19 protein-coding genes are annotated in these 20,835 nt (G+C 59.6%); 3 read left to right on the forward strand and 16 right to left on the reverse strand.

Features of this window, described 5'->3' with window-relative positions:
- Positions 1 to 6 precede the first annotated feature (6 nt).
- Positions 7 to 972, forward strand: coding sequence for a D-erythronate dehydrogenase (gene denD / locus ACSHXH_RS16750; RefSeq protein WP_435672944.1), 966 nt, complete (start codon positions 7 to 9; stop codon positions 970 to 972).
- A 55-nt stretch (positions 973 to 1,027) separates the two neighbouring features.
- On the opposite strand, the gene ACSHXH_RS16755 is transcribed toward denD, so the two are convergent.
- Positions 1,028 to 1,966 carry a 2-hydroxyacid dehydrogenase gene (locus ACSHXH_RS16755; RefSeq protein WP_435672945.1) on the reverse strand — a complete coding sequence of 313 codons (939 nt, stop codon included), beginning with the start codon at positions 1,964 to 1,966 and terminating at the stop codon, positions 1,028 to 1,030.
- A 124-nt stretch (positions 1,967 to 2,090) separates the two neighbouring features.
- On the opposite strand from ACSHXH_RS16755, the gene tkt reads away from it, so the two are divergent.
- Positions 2,091 to 4,034 (forward strand): transketolase, encoded by a 1,944-nt coding sequence (tkt, locus tag ACSHXH_RS16760; RefSeq protein WP_435672946.1) that lies wholly within the window; start codon positions 2,091 to 2,093, stop codon positions 4,032 to 4,034.
- Between the two features lie 60 nt (positions 4,035 to 4,094).
- On the opposite strand, the gene ACSHXH_RS16765 is transcribed toward tkt, so the two are convergent.
- Positions 4,095 to 5,102: a ParB/RepB/Spo0J family partition protein gene (locus tag ACSHXH_RS16765; RefSeq protein ID WP_435672947.1), complete on the reverse strand. Its 1,008-nt coding sequence runs from the start codon at positions 5,100 to 5,102 to the stop codon at positions 4,095 to 4,097.
- Positions 5,099 to 6,304 (reverse strand): AAA family ATPase, encoded by a 1,206-nt coding sequence (locus tag ACSHXH_RS16770; protein ID WP_435672948.1) that lies wholly within the window; start codon positions 6,302 to 6,304, stop codon positions 5,099 to 5,101. Before ACSHXH_RS16770 ends, ACSHXH_RS16765 begins: the two co-directional genes overlap by 4 nt.
- 620 nt (positions 6,305 to 6,924) lie before the next feature.
- Between ACSHXH_RS16770 and ACSHXH_RS16775 the strand changes: the two genes are divergently transcribed.
- Entirely contained in the window at positions 6,925 to 7,932 is a 1,008-nt protein-coding gene (locus ACSHXH_RS16775) for a replication initiation protein (RefSeq protein WP_435672949.1), read from the forward strand.
- A gap of 7 nt (positions 7,933 to 7,939) precedes the next feature.
- On the opposite strand, the gene ACSHXH_RS16780 is transcribed toward ACSHXH_RS16775, so the two are convergent.
- The 13 genes from ACSHXH_RS16780 to ACSHXH_RS16840 are packed head-to-tail and all read right to left on the reverse strand — an operon-like array spanning position 7,940 to position 20,705.
- Positions 7,940 to 8,695, reverse strand: a complete 756-nt coding sequence (locus ACSHXH_RS16780) for a hydroxypyruvate isomerase family protein (protein WP_435672950.1) — start codon at positions 8,693 to 8,695, stop codon at positions 7,940 to 7,942.
- Positions 8,692 to 9,342 (reverse strand): 3-oxo-tetronate 4-phosphate decarboxylase, encoded by a 651-nt coding sequence (otnC, locus tag ACSHXH_RS16785; RefSeq protein ID WP_435672951.1) that lies wholly within the window; start codon positions 9,340 to 9,342, stop codon positions 8,692 to 8,694. Before otnC ends, ACSHXH_RS16780 begins: the two co-directional genes overlap by 4 nt.
- On the reverse strand, positions 9,339 to 10,610 hold the full coding sequence (otnK, locus tag ACSHXH_RS16790) for a 3-oxo-tetronate kinase (protein WP_435672952.1): 1,272 nt from the start codon (positions 10,608 to 10,610) through the stop codon (positions 9,339 to 9,341). Before otnK ends, otnC begins: the two co-directional genes overlap by 4 nt.
- Complete coding sequence (ltnD, locus tag ACSHXH_RS16795) at positions 10,607 to 11,506, reverse strand: L-threonate dehydrogenase (RefSeq protein ID WP_435672953.1); 900 nt, start codon at positions 11,504 to 11,506, stop codon at positions 10,607 to 10,609. Before ltnD ends, otnK begins: the two co-directional genes overlap by 4 nt.
- Positions 11,507 to 11,522: 16 nt before the next feature.
- Complete coding sequence (locus ACSHXH_RS16800) at positions 11,523 to 13,034, reverse strand: aldehyde dehydrogenase (NADP(+)) (protein ID WP_435672954.1); 1,512 nt, start codon at positions 13,032 to 13,034, stop codon at positions 11,523 to 11,525.
- A gap of 1 nt (position 13,035) precedes the next feature.
- The gene (locus ACSHXH_RS16805) at positions 13,036 to 13,917 is read right to left on the reverse strand and encodes an NAD(P)-dependent oxidoreductase (protein ID WP_435672955.1); all 882 of its coding nucleotides are present in this window, start codon (positions 13,915 to 13,917) and stop codon (positions 13,036 to 13,038) included.
- On the reverse strand, positions 13,914 to 14,924 hold the full coding sequence (locus tag ACSHXH_RS16810) for a 4-hydroxythreonine-4-phosphate dehydrogenase PdxA (protein ID WP_435672956.1): 1,011 nt from the start codon (positions 14,922 to 14,924) through the stop codon (positions 13,914 to 13,916). The genes ACSHXH_RS16805 and ACSHXH_RS16810 overlap by 4 nt, the downstream gene beginning before the upstream one ends.
- 13 nt (positions 14,925 to 14,937) lie before the next feature.
- Positions 14,938 to 15,642 carry a GntR family transcriptional regulator gene (locus ACSHXH_RS16815; RefSeq protein WP_435672957.1) on the reverse strand — a complete coding sequence of 235 codons (705 nt, stop codon included), beginning with the start codon at positions 15,640 to 15,642 and terminating at the stop codon, positions 14,938 to 14,940.
- On the reverse strand, positions 15,642 to 16,553 hold the full coding sequence (locus ACSHXH_RS16820; RefSeq protein WP_435672958.1) for a dihydrodipicolinate synthase family protein: 912 nt from the start codon (positions 16,551 to 16,553) through the stop codon (positions 15,642 to 15,644). The genes ACSHXH_RS16815 and ACSHXH_RS16820 overlap by 1 nt, the downstream gene beginning before the upstream one ends.
- Complete coding sequence (locus ACSHXH_RS16825; protein WP_435672959.1) at positions 16,550 to 17,725, reverse strand: L-rhamnonate dehydratase; 1,176 nt, start codon at positions 17,723 to 17,725, stop codon at positions 16,550 to 16,552. The genes ACSHXH_RS16820 and ACSHXH_RS16825 overlap by 4 nt, the downstream gene beginning before the upstream one ends.
- A 1-nt stretch (position 17,726) precedes the next feature.
- Positions 17,727 to 19,226 carry a tripartite tricarboxylate transporter permease gene (locus ACSHXH_RS16830; protein ID WP_435672960.1) on the reverse strand — a complete coding sequence of 500 codons (1,500 nt, stop codon included), beginning with the start codon at positions 19,224 to 19,226 and terminating at the stop codon, positions 17,727 to 17,729.
- 4 nt (positions 19,227 to 19,230) lie between these two features.
- On the reverse strand, positions 19,231 to 19,704 hold the full coding sequence (locus ACSHXH_RS16835; protein WP_435672961.1) for a tripartite tricarboxylate transporter TctB family protein: 474 nt from the start codon (positions 19,702 to 19,704) through the stop codon (positions 19,231 to 19,233).
- Positions 19,705 to 19,760: 56 nt separating this feature from the next.
- Positions 19,761 to 20,705: a Bug family tripartite tricarboxylate transporter substrate binding protein gene (locus tag ACSHXH_RS16840; protein WP_435672962.1), complete on the reverse strand. Its 945-nt coding sequence runs from the start codon at positions 20,703 to 20,705 to the stop codon at positions 19,761 to 19,763.
- Positions 20,706 to 20,835: the final 130 nt, after the last annotated feature.

Genomic DNA, 20,835 nt, shown 5'->3' on the forward strand with positions numbered 1-20,835 from the left:
TCCCCCATGAACATTCTTATCCTCGGTGGCGGCGGTGTCGTTGGCCAGAAACTCGCACAGCAGCTGGCCCAACGCGGCACATTGCGCGGGCAGGACATCACGAAGCTGGTTCTGGCCGACATTGCCGATCCCGCCCCCGTGCAAGCCCCCTTTCCGGTTGAAACAACCACCTGTGATATCGCCGATCCCGCATCCGTCGCCGCCTGCCTCGATACAGACACCCATGTGATCTACCTGCTTGCGGCAATCGTGTCGTCCCATGCCGAAGAAGACTTTGACCTCGGGTACAAGATCAACATGACCGGCACGATCAACGTGCTGGACCGCGCCCGCGCCTTGGGCACCAAACCTGTTGTCGTCTTCACATCGTCGCTGGCCGTGTTCGGTGGCGAAGTACCCGACCCGATCACCGACCACACCTTTCTTAACCCGCAAACGTCCTACGGTACGCAAAAGGCCATTGGGGAAATGCTGATCAACGACTACAGCCGCAAAGGCTTTGTCGATGGGCGCGGCTTCCGCCTTCCGACGATCTCGGTGCGCCCCGGCAAACCGAATCGCGCCGCATCAAGCTTTATGTCGTCGATCCTGCGCGAACCCCTGAACGGCCAAGAGGCGATCTGCCCGGTGGACGACGATTTCCTGCACTACTATCTCAGCCCCCGCAAATGCGTGGACAACCTCATCAAGGGCGCTGAACTGGCCGAGGCCGATCTGGGCATGAATCGCAACATGATGATGCCCGGCAAAATCTGGTCCGTGCGCCAATTGATCGACGCCATGACCGCCGTAGTCGGGCCGGAACCCGCAAAACTGATCCGCTGGGAACCGGATGCCGATATCCAATACATCGTCAAAGGCTGGCGCTATGATCAAGCGCCTGAAAAATCGCTGAAACTTGGCCTTTCCGCCGACGAAAGCTTTGAGGACAATATCCGCTACTACCTCGAAGACGACAAACCAAAGGCCTGAAGCGCAGCCAAGGCTTCGGACCGGGGATGGTTTTGCGCCCCGGTCCGAAACAAGATCAATTCACCGGCGTCAACAACGCGTCCCCAGCCAAAAACGCCAGCACATTATCCCTTTGAAGCTTGGCCATAGCCGCGCGCGTCTCAACAGTGCCCGACCCCTGGTGCGGCTGGATCACCACGTTGTCCAACGCGTAAAAGCGCGGGTCGATCTTGGGCTCGCCCTGAAACACGTCCAGCGCAGCACCTGCAATCGCGCGCGATTCCAACGCGTCCAGCAAAGCGCCTTCATCAATCGTGGACCCGCGCGAAATGTTGACAACAACCCCCCGAGGGCCAAGCGCTGCAATCACGTCTTTCGACACGAAATTCTCGGTATCCGGCCCGCCCACAAGCGCCACGATCAGATAATCCACCGCACTTGCAAGCGACACAGGATCGCTGTGATGCGTCCAACCCGGCGTGTCCTTTTCGGTGCGCGACCAATAATGCATGTCCATTTTGAACGCCGCCAGCCGGTTTGCAATCTCGCGCCCGATCCGGCCAAGGCCAACGATCCCGACGCGCCCGCCGCTTACCTTGCGGTTCAAACGGTATTCACCTTTTTCCGCCCAGTTGCCCGACCGCGCCCAAGCGCTCGCCTGTTCCATCTCGCGGCCCTGCATGATCAACATGGCCACGGCAATATCCGCAACATCATCGTTCAACACGCCGGGCGTGTTAGAGACCTTGATCCCGCGCTCATTGGCGGCAGCGACATCGATCGCGTCATACCCAACGCCGTAATTCGCAATCACGCCGATATTCGGCAAAAGCGTCATCTCATCTGCACCAAACGGGTGATGCCCCTTATAGGCCACGGCCGTGATCGCATCGCGCTGCGCCGGATCAAGCCCCGCCACCCCGGACGGCCCATCAAGATAAATTGGCGAAAGATCCTGTGTTAGACCCTGTTTTTCATCATCGTTATATGGCCCGATCGCCAGCGTATGTGTCATGCCTCACCCTTCATGCGCAGTCTTGGAAAATGGTATACCATCTGCAATGGTGAGCATGAGAGGTGCAAGTGTCAACAACACTTAGCCCACCCAAAACGTAAGTTTTCGCCAAAGGACGCCGCCCGTGTCAGACATTCACTCCATGGCCCACGCCATCCGTTTCCTAGCCCTTGATGCCATCCGCACCGCAGGCGAAGGCCATCAGGGCGTGCCCCTTGGCATGGCTGAGATCGCGGCGACGCTCTATGCGAACCACCTTAAAGTTAACCCCGACGATCCGCTCTGGCCCGACCGGGATCGCGTGGTGCTGTCCAACGGGCACGGGTCGATGCTGCTCTATGCGCTGCTACACCTGTCGGGCTACAAAGAGCTGTCGCTGGACGCGCTCAAATCCTTTCGGAAACTCGGATCCGTCTGCGCGGGTCACCCCGAGATCGAGCAACATGCCGGAATAGAAATCACCACCGGATTGCTGGGTCAGGGCATCGCCTCTGCGGTTGGGATGGCGGTGGCAGAACAGAGACTACAGGCGCAGTTCGGCTCTGATCTGGTGGACCACCGCACATGGGCGTTTGTCGGCGATGGGTGCCTGCAAGAAGGCATGGGGCAAGAGGCGATTTCGCTTGCCGGGCATTTGAGGCTTGGCAATCTGACCTTCCTTTGGGACGACAATCAGATCACCGACGATGGGGCCACGGGCCTTTCCATCAGCGAAGACATCCCCGCCCGCTTTCGCGCGGCAAACTGGCAGGTGATCGAAGCGGACGGGCACGACATTTCGGCGATTGATGCCGCTTTGTCTCAGGCCAAGACGGACCCACGACCAACACTGATCGCCTGCCGTACCATCATCGCCCGTGGCATTCCCCGCCTTGAGGGCAAACGCGGTGGGCACAGCGCGCCGTTGACGGAGCAAGACAGCATTGAGATGCGCACCGCATTGGATTGGCCCCACGCGCCCTTCGTGATCCCGGACAGCATTTACCACGATTGGACAACCTCAATGAACCGGGGCCGCGCCGCATGTCACGAATGGATCCAGCGCAAACAGGCCCATCCAAAACACGCCGAATTCGATCGCTGGCACCAAAGCCCCCTGCCCGATCCATGGCACATACCAGCCGTCCCCAACGCCGCAACTCCGACCATTCAATCGTCCGGCGATGTCTGTGACTGGCTGACCGATGCGATGCCCGAAACGCTTGTCCTTTGTGCGGATCTTGAGGCCCCGACCAACCACAAACGTCGCCGCGCCGCCTTCACCGCAGACGACCGCAGCGGCAGCTATGTGCATTGCGGCGTGCGCGAACATCTGATGGGCGCGATGGGCAACGGGATTGCCGCGCATGGCGGATTGCGCGTGGTGAACGTGACCTACCTTGCGTTTTCCGATTACGAACGCGCGGCGATGCGCATGGCCGCCCTGATGCGCCTGCCGGTGATTTATGTGTTCAGCCACGATTCCATCGGCGTCGGCAGCAACGGCCCGACCCACCAACCGATCGAAGTTCTGGCCAGCTTTCGCGCCATGCCAAATATGCGCGTCTTCCGGCCCGCCGACGCGATTGAAACCGCCGAGGCGTGGCACATCGCGTTGCAGACCCGCGACGGCCCATCGCTCTTTGCGCTGTCGCGCCAACCCGCAGAGCAAGTGCGCAGCGACGCCTCCGCAACCCTGTCACGCAGCGGTGCCTATGTCGTGTCAAACGCGTCAGGCCCCCGCGCGTTAACCTTGATCGCAACGGGCACAGAAGTGGGATTGGCCGTTGCGGCTCAGTCCGCCCTTGAGGCGCGCGGCGTCCCGACCGCCGTTGTGTCCATGCCCTGCTGGGAGCTGTTCGCCGAGCACTCGACTGAGGCCCGCGCCGCCATCCTAGGGGACGCGCCACGCCTTGCGATTGAGGCAGCGTCGCCTTTTGGCTGGTCACACTGGCTTCGCCCCGAGGACAGATTTATCGGCATGGACAGCTTTGGTGCATCGGCCAAGGCGGATGTGCTTTACGCGCATTTCGGCATCACTGTGGACAACATTGTCGCCCAGGGCGTCGCGCTGAATAAGCAAAAATGAAAAGGCACTTATTCATTATTTTCAACGCGTTATAAGAAAACTTGCCCATGGGCAAGTTTTTCAGGAATGCTGCCCGTGCTTGAAATGCGCGTCCATGAATTGCGCAAACGCCCGGCGCAAACCCGCCTCTGACACGCCCTCATCAAATTCGACAACCATCGTGCGCCCTTTTTGACGGACCTCGATCTTGTCCTTGACGGTTTTGCCGCCGTACACCTGCGCGAGCACCTTCGGTTTTTTGGCTTTCGGGGCTTTGCCCACCTCCAGCAATCGCCGGATCACCTCGTTCGGATCAACAAACGCGCCCTGCCCGCCGCGCGCGGCGTCCTGCACTTCTGCGATGCTCACCGCCTCAGCAATCAGCAATTGTTTGGTGGAATGAGTCGTCATCAACGGTTTGAGATCCCGTACCGCGCGTTCCCGAATATCGCGGATCGTGGGAAACGCGTTAACCACCTCTTTGGGCAGTTTGGCCAGTTGCAGGAACCGCGACAGCCAAGGTTCACTGACCTCCAGCCTGTCCGCCATCGCCCGCTGACGCCCGCCATAATAGCGTTCAATCGCATCAGCGTAATCCATCGCCCGCTCAAAATCCGAAATATCCTCGCGGTCGCGGTTTTCGATATCCGACAGGCGAAACGCCTCTTCGTCGGTCAGGTCACGCACCTCGATCAGGTATTTGAACTGCGGGTAATTGTTCGCCTGCAACCAGCTTACCGCGAAATGCCGACGCGCGCCGCAGACCACCTCAAAGGGTTGATCCGAATTGCCGGTCTTGCGCACGATGGCCGGAAATTCCTGCCGCCCTTGCGCGCGAATCCCGTCGATCAGATCGCGGCAATTGTCTTCGGTCAGGAGGTCATAGGCGCGGTTGTGCTGATCCCACATCCGGCACTCCGATGGCTCAACCCAGCGCAGCGTCTTTTCCTCAACCTCGCCCGAAAGCCGATCTGCAATCGTGTTGGAGCGTTTCAGGAACCGCGCCCCGGCGCGCGCTTCGGGTTCGGGCGCGGGTGTGTCCAACCCGTTCAGCACATCGTTGAAAATATCATCATGGCGGCGTGTCATAGCAGTCCCTCCTTGCGCAATGCCGGGTAATGGCTGGGCCATGTCTTGCGGATCAACACTTCGATCTCGCGGTTGACGGCGTCCAGATACGCGCGGCAGCGTTTATGTGTGTCCGTCCGCGTGCCCGGTCCGGTGAGTTCGTAAACCGAAGACAGGTTCGCGGTCGCGTTGTCGATCTCGGCGCTGTCCTTGAGAACCGCGGACAGGCTGTCCATTGGGAACACCGCGTCCATCATCCGCTTGATTGCGATATGCGCCGATTTCTGATCGTTCATCTTCGTGGCGAGGATCTTAACAAACGCATAATCCCGCGCCCCGCCATGTTCCGCGAGTTCATTTAATGTGGCACCCATCATCTTGAGAAAATGCGCGGTAGAGCCGAAATCAATGTTGTTGGGTGGCGCCGGGATGATCAGCGCATTCGCCGCCCTAAGCACCGACAGCGACAACATGCCAAGCGCCGGGGGCGGGTCCATCAGGATCACATCAAACTGATCCTGAATCGTTTCTATTCCCGCCCGAAGCCGATCCAGAACAAAGCTCTGTTCCCGCGCCATACGCGCTGCGAATTCATATTCCGCATCATAAAGCCCTAGGTTCGCAGGGATCAACGCGACCCCGGGCCAATAGGTCGCGCGCAATGCGTAATGCAGCGACTTTGGCCCACCATGCCGAAAGAACGGGTAGAGCGTATCTTCGTCTTCATCGACATCCACGTCAGGATTCAAACCAAACATCGACGTGGTTGAAGCCTGACTGTCGCAATCCACAACACAGACTCGGTAGCCCTTGAGCGCGAGGTACTGCGCCAGATGCACAGTGACCGTGGATTTGCCGACACCGCCTTTGAAGTTCTGCACCGCAAGCACCATCGCAGGGTCGTTCGGACCACGATGGGGCAGGGTGCCGAACACTTCGCGCATGCGGTTCACATCAGCAAGGTTATAGCCAGTGCGCCGACCGGTATCGGGGTCTTTATCGGGCATTGGCAGTCGTCCGTCGCCTTCGGCATCCCGGATCAGTTTTTCGCTGCGGCCGACCATTTCAGCGGCCTTGCGCACGTTGAACGTCAGGTCGAGCTGCTTTTCGGTGCCCGGCGCATATAGTCTGTCACGCAGGCGCGCGATCACTGTGGCGGCGCGCTGCGCCAGTTGATCCAGCTCGGTCAGGGTCACGGGGGGTAGGGCGGGTTGCTCCATCATGGCCTCTTGTTATGTGTTTTTCCGAATCATGAAGGCATCGGGCCATTGCCACAAGTGCGATTTTTTCCTTGATGCGTTGAAAAAAGCGGAACTTTGGTGTGGACGGCTTCTGGATCAGATAACTGATCCATGTACCAAGATCATGGGGCCTGAGCTACGCTTTGATAGCGTCTATCACCCAAAATGTAAGTTTACTAAGTTTTGATCTGAATTGCTGCGAGTGCCATCGCACTTCTCAAACTAAATTCAAATACAAAAATCCCTGTTTCTGTTCCTATTTCTAGATTCAATGTTCGTCTGTCTTAACCCACTGATAACTGTCCAATATTCGTGTCTAAACATACGTTTCGGGATAGGTTTGGTTACAGGCTGGGATGTTTTCCCTTACAGTCTGGGGTCGTCAATCTTACGTCTTGGGTGGTCCTGAACTCTTACCTTTTGGGTGGATGGAAATGACCTCTTCTTTAGTCAGAAAAGACAGCGCAAAATAAGGGGGTTGCGAATCGGTGTGGCAAAAACCCGTGATTTAAGGCTTACAAATTGGGTGGTTTGCCAAACCCACGTAATATGATAAATTACACGCAAACACGTACAAAAGTAAGAGCAGTGGTGTAAGGCGCATGGCGCAAGGCAAAGCGTACCGCACGGTTGAGGCGCGACCCAATGCGCAAAGCCTGATCAAACCGGGCGAATTGGTGGATCTTGTTGAGGTCACTCCGCTGACGCTGGCCGATCGGCGTATCTTTAACCAGCTATTGGAAAACGCGTGGGATGCCATCGATAAACCCGTGACCCATGTGATTGCCAAGGCTGATCTGCGCGGATCGCACAATTCCAATGACAGGGTAGGGGAATCGATCGAACGGCTCATGGCGTCCATCGTCAAGATCCGCGTCATCCGCGAAGGGGAAGAAGCGATTGAGCGCGTGCAGCTTCTTGGTGGAAACATCGAAACCACCCGGCGCGACGGATTGCTGGAATACGAAATCCCGCAACGGCTTCGGCGGATCATCAAGGACTCGACTGTCTTTGCCCGCCTGCAACGCGAGGTGATGTTTGCGCTGTCGTCGAAATACGCGCTGACCCTGTATGAGATGGTGCAGAAACGCGGCAATCTGCGCTATCGCTCGTCTGAAAAGTTCAGCCTTGATGATCTGCGCGGTGTTTTGGGCGTGGCCAAGGGCAAGCTGACATCGTGGTCCAACCTCAAACTGCGCGCGATCGATCCCGCGATTGCCGAGGTGAACGCGCTCTCGGATTACGTGGTTGCGATTGATCCGATCAAGACGGGCCGTCGTGTGACCCATGTCGAGCTGCGCTGGTGGAAGAAAGACGCAGGGAGCACCGCCGAGGCCGAGCGCGAGCTGGGTGCCAGCAAAGTGGGCCGCAAAGCGCGGATGGAGGGCAGGGCCGAAACCCTCAAACCGCGTCCCGACTGGCTTGACCGGCGTGGGCCTGCATTGCGGACCGAAACCTACGAGACCGCCAAGCTGCGCCACCCCGGCTATGACGTGTATTTCGTCGAAGGCGAATGGCGCGCCTGGGCGGCTGGCAAAGAGCCGTTGCGCGACCCAGACAAGGCGTTCCTGGCGTTCTTCCGCAGCTTCGCGGAAAAGAACCCCCTGTAAATTCTGGTTAACGCAGCGCTGTTAACCAACCCAATGTCGCATCGGTATCCCCGACCGGTTTGTACTCTGCCCCAATCGGAGCGTCGTACCCCATGGCAGAGATGACACCGAACACATGCGCGTAATTCACCTCACCATGATCCGGTGTACCGCGGTCTGGAACCGAGGCGAATTGGATATGACCGATGTGTGATTGCAGGGTTTGCAGGCGATGCGTCAGGTCGCCCTCCATAATTTGCAGGTGATAGCAGTCAAACATCAGTTTGAGGTTTGGCGCACCGACCTCTGCGATGATCTCGATGGCCTGACCAGAGGTTTGCAGGAAATATCCGGGTGCGTCGTGGTGGTTCAGAGGCTCGATCAGGATGGTCCGCTCCGGGGCAATCTCAGAAGCGTATTTCAGATTACTTACAAAGGTTTGCCGGGAATCTTGCCCATGGGCAAACCCGGCCATGACATGGATCGCACCAGCGTTCACGACCTTTGCATAGGCAACCGCTTCGTCAATTGCGGCGCGTGCCTCGGTCTCGCGGCCGGGCAGGGCGGACAGGCCGTTTTCACCCCCAGCAACATCGCCACGCCGTGTGTTGAGACCAAGCATGGGCAGGCCTGTTTCGGCCAACGCAGCGGCAACATCGGCAGCAGGCGTGTCATAGGGCCAATGGCATTCGACCGCATCGAACCCAGCGGATTTTGCGGCGCGGATCGCGTCAGGCAGGGGGCGATCCTGCCAGAGAAACCCTAGGTTGGCCGAGAATTTCATATGTCCCACTCCACATCGAATTTGGTCACAAGTTGGTTAACCTGCTCCGGGGTCAGACCGCGCGGGTTGAGGCCCCGCGTCAACATCGCAAGGCGCGCGGTGTCTTCAAGTTCTTCCACCGCGTTGCATGCCGCCTCTATATCCTTGCCAGCCACGACAGGTCCGTGATTGGCCAGCATCACCGCACTGCGTTTGCCCGCCAATCCGCGCACGGCGTCACCCATCGCCGGATCACCGGGCAGGAAAAAGGGCAGCAGTTTCACCTTGCCCAGTTTCATGATTCCGTAGGGCGTCAGCGGTGGCAGGAAATTGTCCTCGTCCGCGTCGGGCATCATCGACAATGCGACCGAATGGCAGGAATGCAGATGCACCACCGCGCCCGCCGTGCTGCGCGTGTCATAGAACGCAGAATGAAGCGGCATTTCCTTGGTCGGCTTGTCTCCGTCGATCAGCGTGCCTTGCGCGTCAAAGCGGCTGAGCCTGCCGGGATCAAGGCGACCAAAGCTTGTGCCTGTGGGGCTGACCAGCAATCCCCCATCTTCGGTGCGCGCGGAAATGTTGCCGGTGCTGCCGCCGGTCAGACCACGGTCGAACATCGACTTGGCCAGCGTACAGATCAACTCGCGCAGCTTGGCCTCGCTGCTCATGCGGCGTCCAGCTTGGCTTGGGCGTCGGTGAAGAAGGTCTCTGCGCCGAAGTTGCCCGATTTTAAGGTCAACGCGATGGTATGGCCGTCAGAGGTGCAGAACGTCCACGGCACGCCGGGTGCTATTTCGGTGCTGATATCAAGTTGCGTGACGCCAAGCGCCTTGGTCACAGCACCCGAGGTTTCGCCCCCTGCCACGATAATGCGCCGCGCGCCTTGGTCGCGGGCGGCGATGGCACACTTGGCCAGCGTGTCTTCGATCAGCTTGCCCGCGGCATCAGTGCCAAGCGCGGCTTGCGCCGCTTTGACGGACGCAGGTTCGGCTGTTGCATAGATCAGGGGCGCCGTGCTCAGGTCTTGGTTCAAAAGCCAGTTTAGGGCCGGGTTAGAGCCTGTTTTCGACACGTCCAGCGGGTCCAGTCGGAAGCTGGGCGCGCCAGTTGCGATATAGCGCGCCACCTGTGCGTTGGTCATCGCCGAACAGCTGCCCGAAAGGACAATCGTCTGGTCTGGCGTGTCCGGTTTCGGCGTCGCGGGGGCATCGGCAGCTAGCAACCCTTGGGCTTTGTAAAGATGGGGCAGGGGCATCGCCACGGCGGACCCACCAGTCATCAGCGGCATGTCGCGGCAGGCCTCCGCAATGGTGTAGAGGTCTTCGTTGGCAACCGCATCAACCACCACATGCGCGACACCTTCGGCTTTCAGCGCTTCGAAACGGTCGCGCAAGGCGTCTGCACCACGCGCAACGGTGAGGCGATCAGCGAGGCCGACAGGTTTTGTCACTTGCGGAGCCAACAGACGCATCAGATTGCTGTCGCGCATAGGCGTCAGCGGGTGATCCTTCATCGGGCTTTCGGCCAAGGGTTGTTGGCCCACGAACAGGTTGCCCATAAAGATCGACCGCCCGTTTTCCGGGAAAGCGGGGCAATAGATCGTCTGGTCGGTGCCAAGCGCCTGCATCAAAGCCTCGGCCACCGGGCCGATATTGCCCTCTGCGGTGCTGTCAAAGGTCGAACAATATTTCCAGAAGAACCGCTGCGCACCCGCCTGTTGCAGCCATGCCAGCGCGCGTTGGGTTTCCTCCACCGCGTCGGCCACAGGGACGGTGCGAGACTTCAAAGCGATCACCTCGAACGGGCTGGTGTCGCTTGGCGGCTCATCCGGCACGCCAATGCGCAGGGACACGCGCACGCCGCTCCGGGCAAGAAGTCCGGCAAGGTCGGTGGCCCCGGTGAAATCATCCGCGATGCAGCCCATTACGGTGGTCATGTGTCGCCTCCGGGCAGGGTTAGACCCGCATTCCGGGCATAGACCTTGGCAACCGCAGCGTCGTCTTCGGCCCCGTATCCCATGCCAGCGGCGGCTACGAATTGTTGCAACGCGGCGGCGGTGATCGGGGCGCTGAACCGCGCGTCCTTGGCGATGTCGAGAACAATGCCAAGGTCTTTGGGCCAGATATTGACCGACGAATGCGGCGTGTAATCGCCCGCCACGATATGCGGTGCGCGGTTTTCGAGCATCCAGCTGGTGCCCGCGCATTTGCTGATCACTTCGACGAATTTGTCGGGAGTCACCCCTTGGGTCATGCCAAAGGTCAACGCCTCGGCCATGGTGGCGATATGCACGCCGGCAAGCAGTTGGTTGACGGCTTTCATCGCGCTGCCCGCGCCTGCGCTGTCGCCCAGTTCGAACACGGTCTCGGAAATGCTGCCCAACACCGGGCGCAGGGCCGCGAACGCGTCGGGTGTGCCCGCTGCCATAATCGACAATTGCCCGTTCGCGGCTTTGACCGATCCGCCGGAAATGGGCGCGTCGAGGTAGTGCAGGCCCAATGCAGCGCACCGGGCCTCCATATCCTTGGCAAAAGCCGGGGGAACCGTTGCGCAGGACAGGATTGCCGCGCCTTTGCGCAGCTTGGGGGCGATGCCGCTTTCACCGAATAACACGGCTTCGGTTTGCGCCGCGTTCAGAACACAGACTATGACGCTGTCCAACTCATCCGCAGGGACGTCGCCGCCTTGTCCGCCTTCACTGACAAACCGGGCCATTTGATCTGCGTTGATGTCGATGCCCCAAACGGCATGGCGCCCGCGCAAGGCGGATTGCGCGATGCCATAGCCCATGGAGCCGAGGCCTATCGCAGCCACGTTTTGCGTTTTCGTCATGGTTCCCCCGGAACGATTAAAAGTCTTGCGGCAACAATGCGTCGGGAATGTCCTGATAGCAAACAGGACGCACGAAGCGACGAATGGCCATCGTCCCGACCGATGTTGCGCCGAAATTGGTCGAGGCGGGGTAGGGGCCGCCATGGACCATTGCGTCGGCCACTTCGACACCGGTGGGGAAGCCGTTGGCAAGCACGCGCCCGGCCTTGCGTTCAAGCACTGGCATCAAGGTTTTGCCAAGATCGGTGTCTGCTTCATCAAGCTGAAGCGTGCAGGTCAGCTGGCCTTCAAGGCTGCGCGCAATGGCGACCATCTGGTCCGCGTCTTTGGTCCGCACGATTAGGCCAAGCGGGCCGAACACTTCGTGGTGCAGCGCAGGGTTGGCCAAAAACGCGTCGCCAGTGGTTTCATACACAAACGGGGCGACGTTGCGGCCTTCGCACGATGTGGCGAGGATCTCGGATACCGGGCTGACGCCTGCGATCTGGGTTTGCCCATCGCGGAACGCGTTTGCGATGCCATCGGTCAGCATGGTTTGCGGCGCTGTGTCGGCCAGTGCGGCTTTGGCGGTGGTGGTGAAGGTGTCGGCGTCTGTGCCGTCGTTCATCACAAGGATTCCGGGATTGGTGCAGAATTGACCCGCCCCCATGGTGAGCGATCCAGCCCACGCCTTGGCAATCGCGTCGGCCCGGTTGGACAGCGCGTTGGGCAGGACGAACACGGGGTTCACAGAACCCAGTTCACCGAAACATGGGATTGGTTCAGGGCGCGCGGCGCACAGATCATAAAGCGCACGACCGCCGCGCAGCGACCCTGTGAAACCAACGGCCTTGATCAGAGGGTGCTGCACCAACGCGCTGCCGACCTCGTTGCTGTTGCTTTGGATGAACGAGAACACACCGGGATGCAGATTGCACTTTGTGACAGCGGCATGAATGGCCTCGGCGATGATTTCGCCGGTGCCGGGATGGGCCGGGTGGCCTTTGACGACAACGGGACACCCAGCGGCAAGCGCGCTGGCGGTGTCGCCACCAGCGGTGGAGAAGGCCAGTGGGAAGTTCGACGCGCCAAACACAGCCACGGGGCCGATGGGGCGTTGCACCATCTTCAGGTCAGGCCGGGGCAGGGGGGCGCGATCAGGCAGGGCTTCGTCATGGCGACGGTCAAGGTAATCACCGGCAAGGATATGCGACGCAAAAAGCCGCATCTGACCGATTGTGCGCCCGCGTTCGCCTTGCAAACGGCCTTCGGGAAGGCCGGTTTCTTCGGTCCCGATCTGGGTGATCGCGTCAGCGCGGGCCTCGATCTCGTCCGCGATCGTGTTGAGAAACGCGGCGCGGTCGTCGCGTGAGCTGTAGCCATAGCTCCAGAACGCGTCTTCGGCGGCCTCGCACGCGGCGGTGACGTGATCTGGCGTGCCCACGCTGAAGCTGTGCGCGGTGCCATGGGCGGGCATGGACTGAAAGGTCGCATCGCTTGCGGTCCAGGTTCCGGCGATCAGATGTTTGCCGTGTGGGGTAAAGCTCATGTCAGGTGTCCTTTTGGTCTGCCCGTGTGGGGTCCAGCATGGTTGAGACGTAATCGGCCCCGCGGCCCTTGTCGATGAGGGTTGCGAGCCTGTTGTGTAACTGTGCGGCAAGTTCGGCTGTGTCCGGGTCGAAACCGGCAATCAGGTCGCGCGCATAGCCAAGGTCTTTTGCGGCGTTTTCGATGGAAAACCGTGACCCGCCGTAGTCGCCCTGAAGCGCGGGTTTGACCGCTTTCTCCAAAGTGCCCGATCGCCCGGCACCAGTCATCATCACATCGTAGAGTGCGGATGTATCGATCCCAAAATTGTGGGCGGTGCCATAGGCATCGGCCAGCAAGATCATCGTGCCTTGGGTGACAAGGTTATTGAGCAGCTTGGCCGCATGCCCGCGCCCCGGATCGCCAAAGCGACGGACGACCTTGGAATAGGGCTGAACCAGAGACTGTATCAAAGGAAAATGCGCCTCGGCGCAGCCAACGAGCGAGGCCAGTTCACCGCTGCTTGCCTGTGGGGGGCCACCGGTGACCGGCGCGTCGGCAAAGATTGCCCCTTGGGCGGCCAGCATGTTGGCAATGGTGATGCTGGCTTCGGGGGTGGATGACGTGGTGTCGATCCACACCTGATCCGGGCGCACCATTGGCACCAGCTGATTGGCGAGCGCCAGCACTGTGTCGGCCTTGGGCAGGCAGGTCAGAACCACATCGCAGGTCTGTACCAGCGTTTCTGCGCTGTCGGCTTCGGTGGCACCCTGTTGCACAAGCGCGTCGATAGGGGCGCGGTTGCGGTTGGCCAGCACGATGACCGGATGGCCTGTGCGCAGCAGGCACGATGCCATGCCCGCACCCATCAGTCCTGCCCCGATGACGCCGATCCGGCGCATCATGCAACGGCCTCTTCGGCGCTCCAGTTTTCGACCATACGGCAGGCGACCTCAAAGGCGGCGACCGTGGCGCCAACATCGGCCCTGCCCTGGCCCACGATATCAAAGGCCGTGCCATGGGCCGGGGTCGCCACAGGAATCGGCAGACCACCTTGCACCGTGACACCCCGGTCAAAGCCGAGCAGTTTCAGCGCGATCTGGCCTTGGTCATGGTACATGGTGACCACCGCGTCCAGTTCGCCGCGCGTGACCTTGAGAAACACGGTGTCCGAGGGCCAAGGCCCGTCAACAGCCATCTGGGATTGGGCCATTTCGCGCACGGTTGGTTCGATCACGTCAATTTCCTCGCGGCCGAAATTGCCGCCATCCCCGGCATGCGGATTCAATGCGGCCACCGCGATGCGCGGGCGGGCGTATCCGGCGCGGCGCAAGGTGCGGTCAATCAGATGTGTTGCCTCTTTGATGCGCGGTCCTGTGATCGCGTCAGCCACCTCTTTCAGAGAGATATGGCTGGTGACGCGGCTGGTCCACATGCCGTCCAGGGTGTTGAGTTCGCTGACATATCCGGTCGTGCTCAGTTTTTCGGCCATGTAGTGCAGTTCGTCCGCGTGCCCGAGACCCGCCATGTGCATGGACGCCTTGTTGAACGGCCCAAAGACAATCGCGTCGATGATCCCGGCTTGGGCAAATTCCAGCGCCTTGTCCAATGCGCGAAGCGTGGAATTGCCCGACGCAAAGGTGCTTTGCGCCAGTGTCACATCTTCGGGTGCGATGGTGTCCAAGGCATGCAGGGCAAAGCGTGGCAGGGTGGTGAAATCCTGCGCGGTGGCGTCGATATCCACCATCTCGTGTGGGATACCGGCCTGCGCTTGACCTTGTTCAAAGACATGGCGGTCGCCGATCAAAAGAATGCTTGCAGCGTCCGCGCAGTCTTCGGCCAGAAGCCGCGCGATCAGTTCCGGACCGATGCCGCTTGGGTCACCGGGGATGATGCCGATTTTTGGGGCCATGATATCCTCTGGGTTATGAATTGCGTTCGTGAAGCGCGGTTTCGATATTCGAGATCGCCGAGGACAGGTGCTTGCGCATTGCCGCGCCTGTCTTGGCGGCGTCTCGTGTTTTCAAGGCGGCGATGATGGCGGCGTGTTCGGCCAGCGTTTGGTCGCGCCCCTCGCTGCGCTTGGACGAGATAAAGCGTGCGCGCCAGAGGCGTGCATTGTAGCGGCGGTGGGTTTCGACCAGGGCAAAATTGCCGCTGACCCGGATGATGGTTTCATGCATGTTCATGTCGGTGCTGAAGAAGTCCAGCGGGGGCAGGGTGGTTGACGCGTCCTGCATTCTGGCATCCAGAGCGACGATTTCGGCGATTTCGGCATCAGTGGCGTGTTTGCAGGCCAGTTCGCCGCCAAGCGCCTCAAGGGCACCCATCACGACAAGGTTCTGAGCGATTTCGGCCACCGAAGGATTGGCCACGCGCGGGCGGCGGGTGACCGTGTATTCCACCAGCCCATCCTGTTCGAGAATCGCCAGCGCGCCGCGCAACGGGGTGCGGCTGATCCTGAGCATCGCAGCGACTTCGCGTTCGGAAATCGCCGCGCCGGGCGGCAGCTTTTCGAGCAGGATAAAGTCGCGCAGTTTGTCTGCGGCCACTTCTGCAAGGGTCGCGCGCGGGCGTTCAAGTTCCAGGTCTTCTTCAGACAAATCGAAAGTGGAAACAGGTTTCTGCATCAAAGCCCCCAGTGCAAGACAATCGGATCTAATGGTGTGATCAAACGTAAAAGCTGTGCCCGCGTGTCTGGGTGCAGAGGCGGGATCGGATGGCGGCAAAATTCGGATTTGATCACGCCGCCTTCGACCATGGCGGCCTTGGCCGACCGGAACCCGCATTGGCGGTTTTCATGGTTGATGGCCGGCAGGACACGGGCATATGCCGCCTCGGCCCCGGCTAGGTCGCCTGCGGCAAATTTGGTGATCACCGGTTTGATCTGATCCGGGATCATCGCGCTGGTCATGGACCCGGTGGCGCCCGCCTCAAGATCGGCCAGCAGGGTGATCGCTTCTTCGCCGTCAAAGGGGCCTTCGATGGCGTCACCCCCCGCAGCAATGAGGCTGCGCAGTTTGCCAGCGGCTTGCGGGCATTCGATCTTGAAAAGCTTCACCATCTCGATTTCGCGGGCCATACGCACAAGCAAGGGCACCGGCAGATCGACACCGGACAGCGGCGCGTCCTGAATCATGATCGGGATGCCAACCTCTCCGACGGCCTGGAACTGCTCAAACGTCTGGTCTGCTGTGCCTTTAAGCAATGCGCCGTGATAGGGTGGCATCATCATCACGATGTCCGCGCCAAGGTCTTTGGCAAAGCGGGCGCGTTCAACAGCAATCTGGGTGGCATAGTGACTGATCGTGACAATCACGGGCACCCTGCCTGCCACATGATCAAGCGACAGTTTCGTCAGCGCCGCGCGTTCGTGATCGGAAATCAGGAACTGTTCAGAGAAGTTGGCCAGAATGCAGATGCCGTCGACACCTTGGTCGATCATGCAATCCAGCACACGTTTCATGCCGTCGAAATCGACGGTGCCATCGTCGTGAAAGGGTGTCGGCGCGACGGGCCAGATGCCGGAATAGGTGCTCATTCTTCAATCTCGAAATGTTTCAAATGTTTGTCACTGATCGTGATGCCAAGGCCGGGGGTGTTGTCGTCCAGTTGGAGGAAACCGTCCTGTGCCTCAACGTCACCGTCGAAGATGTAATAGAACAATTCGTTGCCAACTTCGACGTCAAAGACCGGGAAATATTCACTGATCGGGCAATTCGCATTGGCCATGGTCAGGTGGTAATTGTGCATCTGTCCGGCATGCGGAATGACGGGCACCTGAAACGCTTCGGCAATCGCGTTAATCTTTTGTGCTGCCGTGATCCCGCCGACGCGGTTGGTGTCGTATTGCAGGACGCTGACCGCGCCTTTGCGCAGCAGGTCGGCACAGCCGATGACCGAAAATTCGTGTTCACCACCCGAAATGGGCACGATGTTCATCGCGTTGAGTTCGGCATAGCCGTTTACATCGTCGGCAATTACCGGCTCTTCGAGCCAGCGGGGTTCAAACGGGGCCAGCTTGGGCAACATGCGTTTGGTGTAATCGATGTTCCACCCCATGTAGCATTCCAGCATGAGGTCGCGGTCATAGCCGATCACCTCGCGGATCGCCTCGACCCGTTTGAGGTTTTCGCGCATGCCCATCATGCCGTCTTTCGGGCCATAGCCAAAGCGTGACTTAAAGCCGGTGTAGCCGTGGGACATCGCCTCTTCGGCTTCTTTCTGCATGGTCTCAATAGGGCCTGCATAAAGCTTGGAATAATAGACCGGGATCTTTTCCTTGGTGCGGCCGCCCAGCAGTTTGAAGACGGGTTTGTTCACCAGCTTGCCCATCAGGTCCCAGATGGCGATGTCGATCGCGGAAATTGCGGTCATGCCGATGCCCTTGCGGCCCCAGGCGTGGGTGCGGCGGTACATCTTTTCCCAGATATAGGCATAGTCAAATGGGTCTTCGCCGATGACAAGCGGCGCGTACCAATCGTCGATGGCTTTCTTAACCACCGATGGCGCAAGCGCGGCGTTGCCAATGCCGATGGTGCCGTCTTCGGTTTCCACCTCGCATGTCAGCCATTGGTGAAATCGGAACGATGCCATTGCATCGCCCTTCATCCACAATACGTCAGACGCGTTGGTGCAGAAATTGCCCGAGGGTGGGACGGTTGGGCCGGTCCAGTTCCAGACGCGGGTGCGGATGGATTTGATCTTGGTCACGTTATTCTCCGGAAGATTTGAGCGGTGCGCGCTGGCGGAACAACATCCCCCAGAGCGGTTTTCCGAACAGCGCCAGTGCTGTCAGGACAAAAAAGAACAGGCAGATCGGGCGGGTGAGCATCAGCCACCACTGCTCATCGAGCATCACCATGCTTTGGCCCAGACGCTTCTCCAGCATCCCGCCTAGGATCAAACCAATGGCAAGCGGTACGACCGAGTAGCCATAGCGGCGCATGTAGTAGCCGATGATGCCCGATGCGATGGCGATCCAGACGTCAAGCATGGATTGATCCAGCGAATAGGCTCCAACGATGGAAAATGTGAAGACCGCAGGCCACAGGATCGTCACCGGGATCAGTGTCACGCGGGCAAAGAGTTTCGCGCCAAAGAGACCGACAAAGAAGAACAGGCAATTGACCAGCAGCATCGACCAGAAGATCGCAAAGGCAAAGTCGGCCTGTTCGGTGAACATGGTCGGGCCCGGTTGAATGCCATGGACCACGAGGCCTGCAAGGATCACCGCCGCTGTTGGGCTGCCGGGGATGCCAAGCGCAAGGGTGGGCACCATTGCGCCCCCGGCGGCGGCGTTGTTGGCGGCTTCGGACCCTGCGATGCCTTCGATTGCGCCTTTGCCGAATTCCTCGGGTGTTTTGGACCAGCGACGTGCCTCGTTATAGCCGATCATCGACGCGACTGTGGCACCTTCCGCAGGCAGGATGCCGATGAATGTGCCGATGCCAGAGGACCGCAGGATCGTGCGCCAGATCTTTTTATAGTCGGCAATCGAGGGCAGCTTGATCGCCTTCATCGTGATGCGTTCGCGTTTTGCGTTGAGGTTCGAGGCCTGCACCAGCAGTTCGGAAATTCCAAAAACGCCAATCATTACGGGCACAAACCCGATGCCTTCGGACATTTCGTTGAACCCAAAGGTAAAGCGTTCCACGGTGGTCAGCAGATCAATCCCGACAGTGGCCAAAAGCACGCCAAACGCGCCGGCCATTACGTTCTTGAGGGGTGAGCCATCGCCGATGCTGGCCAGCATCGATAGGCCGAACACGGTTAGCGCAAAATATTCGGGCGGCGCAAAGTTGTACGCTGCGCGCGCCATAAGAGGTGCTGCCGCCATCAGGCAGACCACGCTGACCACGCCGCCGAATGTGGACGACACGGTGGCAATGCCAAGTGCGCGGCCGGCTTCGCCGCGTTGGGCCAAGGGATAGCCGTCAAGGCAGGTGGTGGCAGAGGCCGACGTGCCGGGCGTATTGATCAAGATCGCGGTGATCGCGCCTGCAAAGGTTGCGGCGCAATAAATTGTGATAAGGATGGCGATCGCCGGGATCGGCTCCATCGTGATGGTGAATGGCAGTAAAAGCGCAACACCCGTGGTGGCGTTCAGACCGGGAAGCGCCCCGACAAGCACGCCGCCCAAAGTGGCCGCGAATATCAGGATAAGCAGCCCAGGATCGGCAAGGGCGTAGAGACCAGCTAAAACAGCATCCATGGGTTCACCCGTACCAAAGGTTGGTTAAAAGACCGCGCGGGAAGCGGATCTCGAACACCTGATCAAACAAGAGAAAGACACAGGTGGGGACAACAACACCCACAAGGACAAGCGCCCAGGTGCGGCGTTCGCCCCAAAACAGCGTGAGCAACAGCCCAAACACCCCTAACGCCAGAAACAGGTCCAGCAACGCCAGAACTGGAAAGCCCACAAGGAGCGCCATTGAGATATAGACCGGCGCTGGCAGCACTTCGGGGGCGGGTGCGTGATCGCGGATCAGCAGCCAAAGCGCCATGATGGCCAAGAGTATGATCATCAGCTGCGGAAAATCGGCGGGCTGCATCCCACGCTTGAGGATCGGCGGTACGCGGTCGAATGTCGTCGTCAGGTAATAGGCCGCAGCGCAGAACGCGAGGATCACAAGCGGCACGATCCAACTGGACGCATGGCGTGCGCCTGATGTGTCTGGGGGTGTCATGGCAGTTCTCGCAAATGGGGTCTGCGCGCCCGGGATAGGGCGCGCAGGACGGTCGATTACTCGATAAAGCCAAGCTCTTTCAGAGCGGCTTCCATATCGGTGACCATGGTGGTGAGCTGATTGCCCCAGACCTCGGAGCCGGCGACGGATGTTCCGTCAAGACCGACCGATTCAAGGAAGCCCTGATAGACGCTATGGTTCATCGCGTTCATCAGCGAGTCTTCGATCTTGGCGGCCACATCGTCTGGCACGTCCTTGTGCACGACAAAACCACGCACGGTCGAGAAGCTGACATCAATGCCAAGCTCTTTCGCGGTAGACACATCCGGCAGCGCGCCCATGCGGTCATCGGCCAGAACTACGATTGGGCAGATATCGCCTGCGTCGATCTGGCTGGCCGCTTCGGCGAGGTTAAGAACGGCAACGTCCACTGCCTCGGCGATCAGCTGTGTGGCCAGTTCGCCGCCCCCTTCGAACGGAACGATCCGGGGTGTGGCCAGACCGCCGCGCGTGGTGAACATGAACGCGGACACGTCGTCGATATTGCCAAGCTGGGTCACGCCATAGCTGAGCGGTTCGTCCTTTTGGGCGTCGACAAAGGCTTGGGCGCTTTCATAGGCACCGCACCGGGCCATGAGGATCTGCGGATCATCAGTGCCGCGCGCGATCGGGCGCACATCGGCCAGCGTCATGTCGGTTTTGCCTTTGGCCAGTTCGGCGGCGTGGCCGATAGTGAAAGTCAGGATCGAATAGCCGTCAGCAGGCAGGGTCAGGTAATGGTCCATCGCAACGGACCCACCACCACCGCGTTTGTTGACGACGATCATGTCCTCGCCCAGTTCGCGGCGGGCGCGCAACATCATCATGCGAGCCGTCACGTCGGTGCCTCCCCCAGCACCGGCATGCGTGATCACTTCGATTGGCTTTGAGGGATAGTCCTCGGCAATCGTTTCAGTTCCAACGACAGCAACAGCTGCCGCCAAAGCGAGCAGTTTTTTCATTTGAATTTCCTCCCATTGAGGCCGCGTTTTTAGCGGCCCTTTCGATTCGGTATCACAGGAAATGGCGTTTTGGTATACCAAAATACTGAAATGTTTCGATCCATACTGTGCCACTACCGAATATCCGTTG

Source organism: Marivita sp., assembly GCF_051251565.1.
Classification (GTDB): domain Bacteria; phylum Pseudomonadota; class Alphaproteobacteria; order Rhodobacterales; family Rhodobacteraceae; genus Marivita.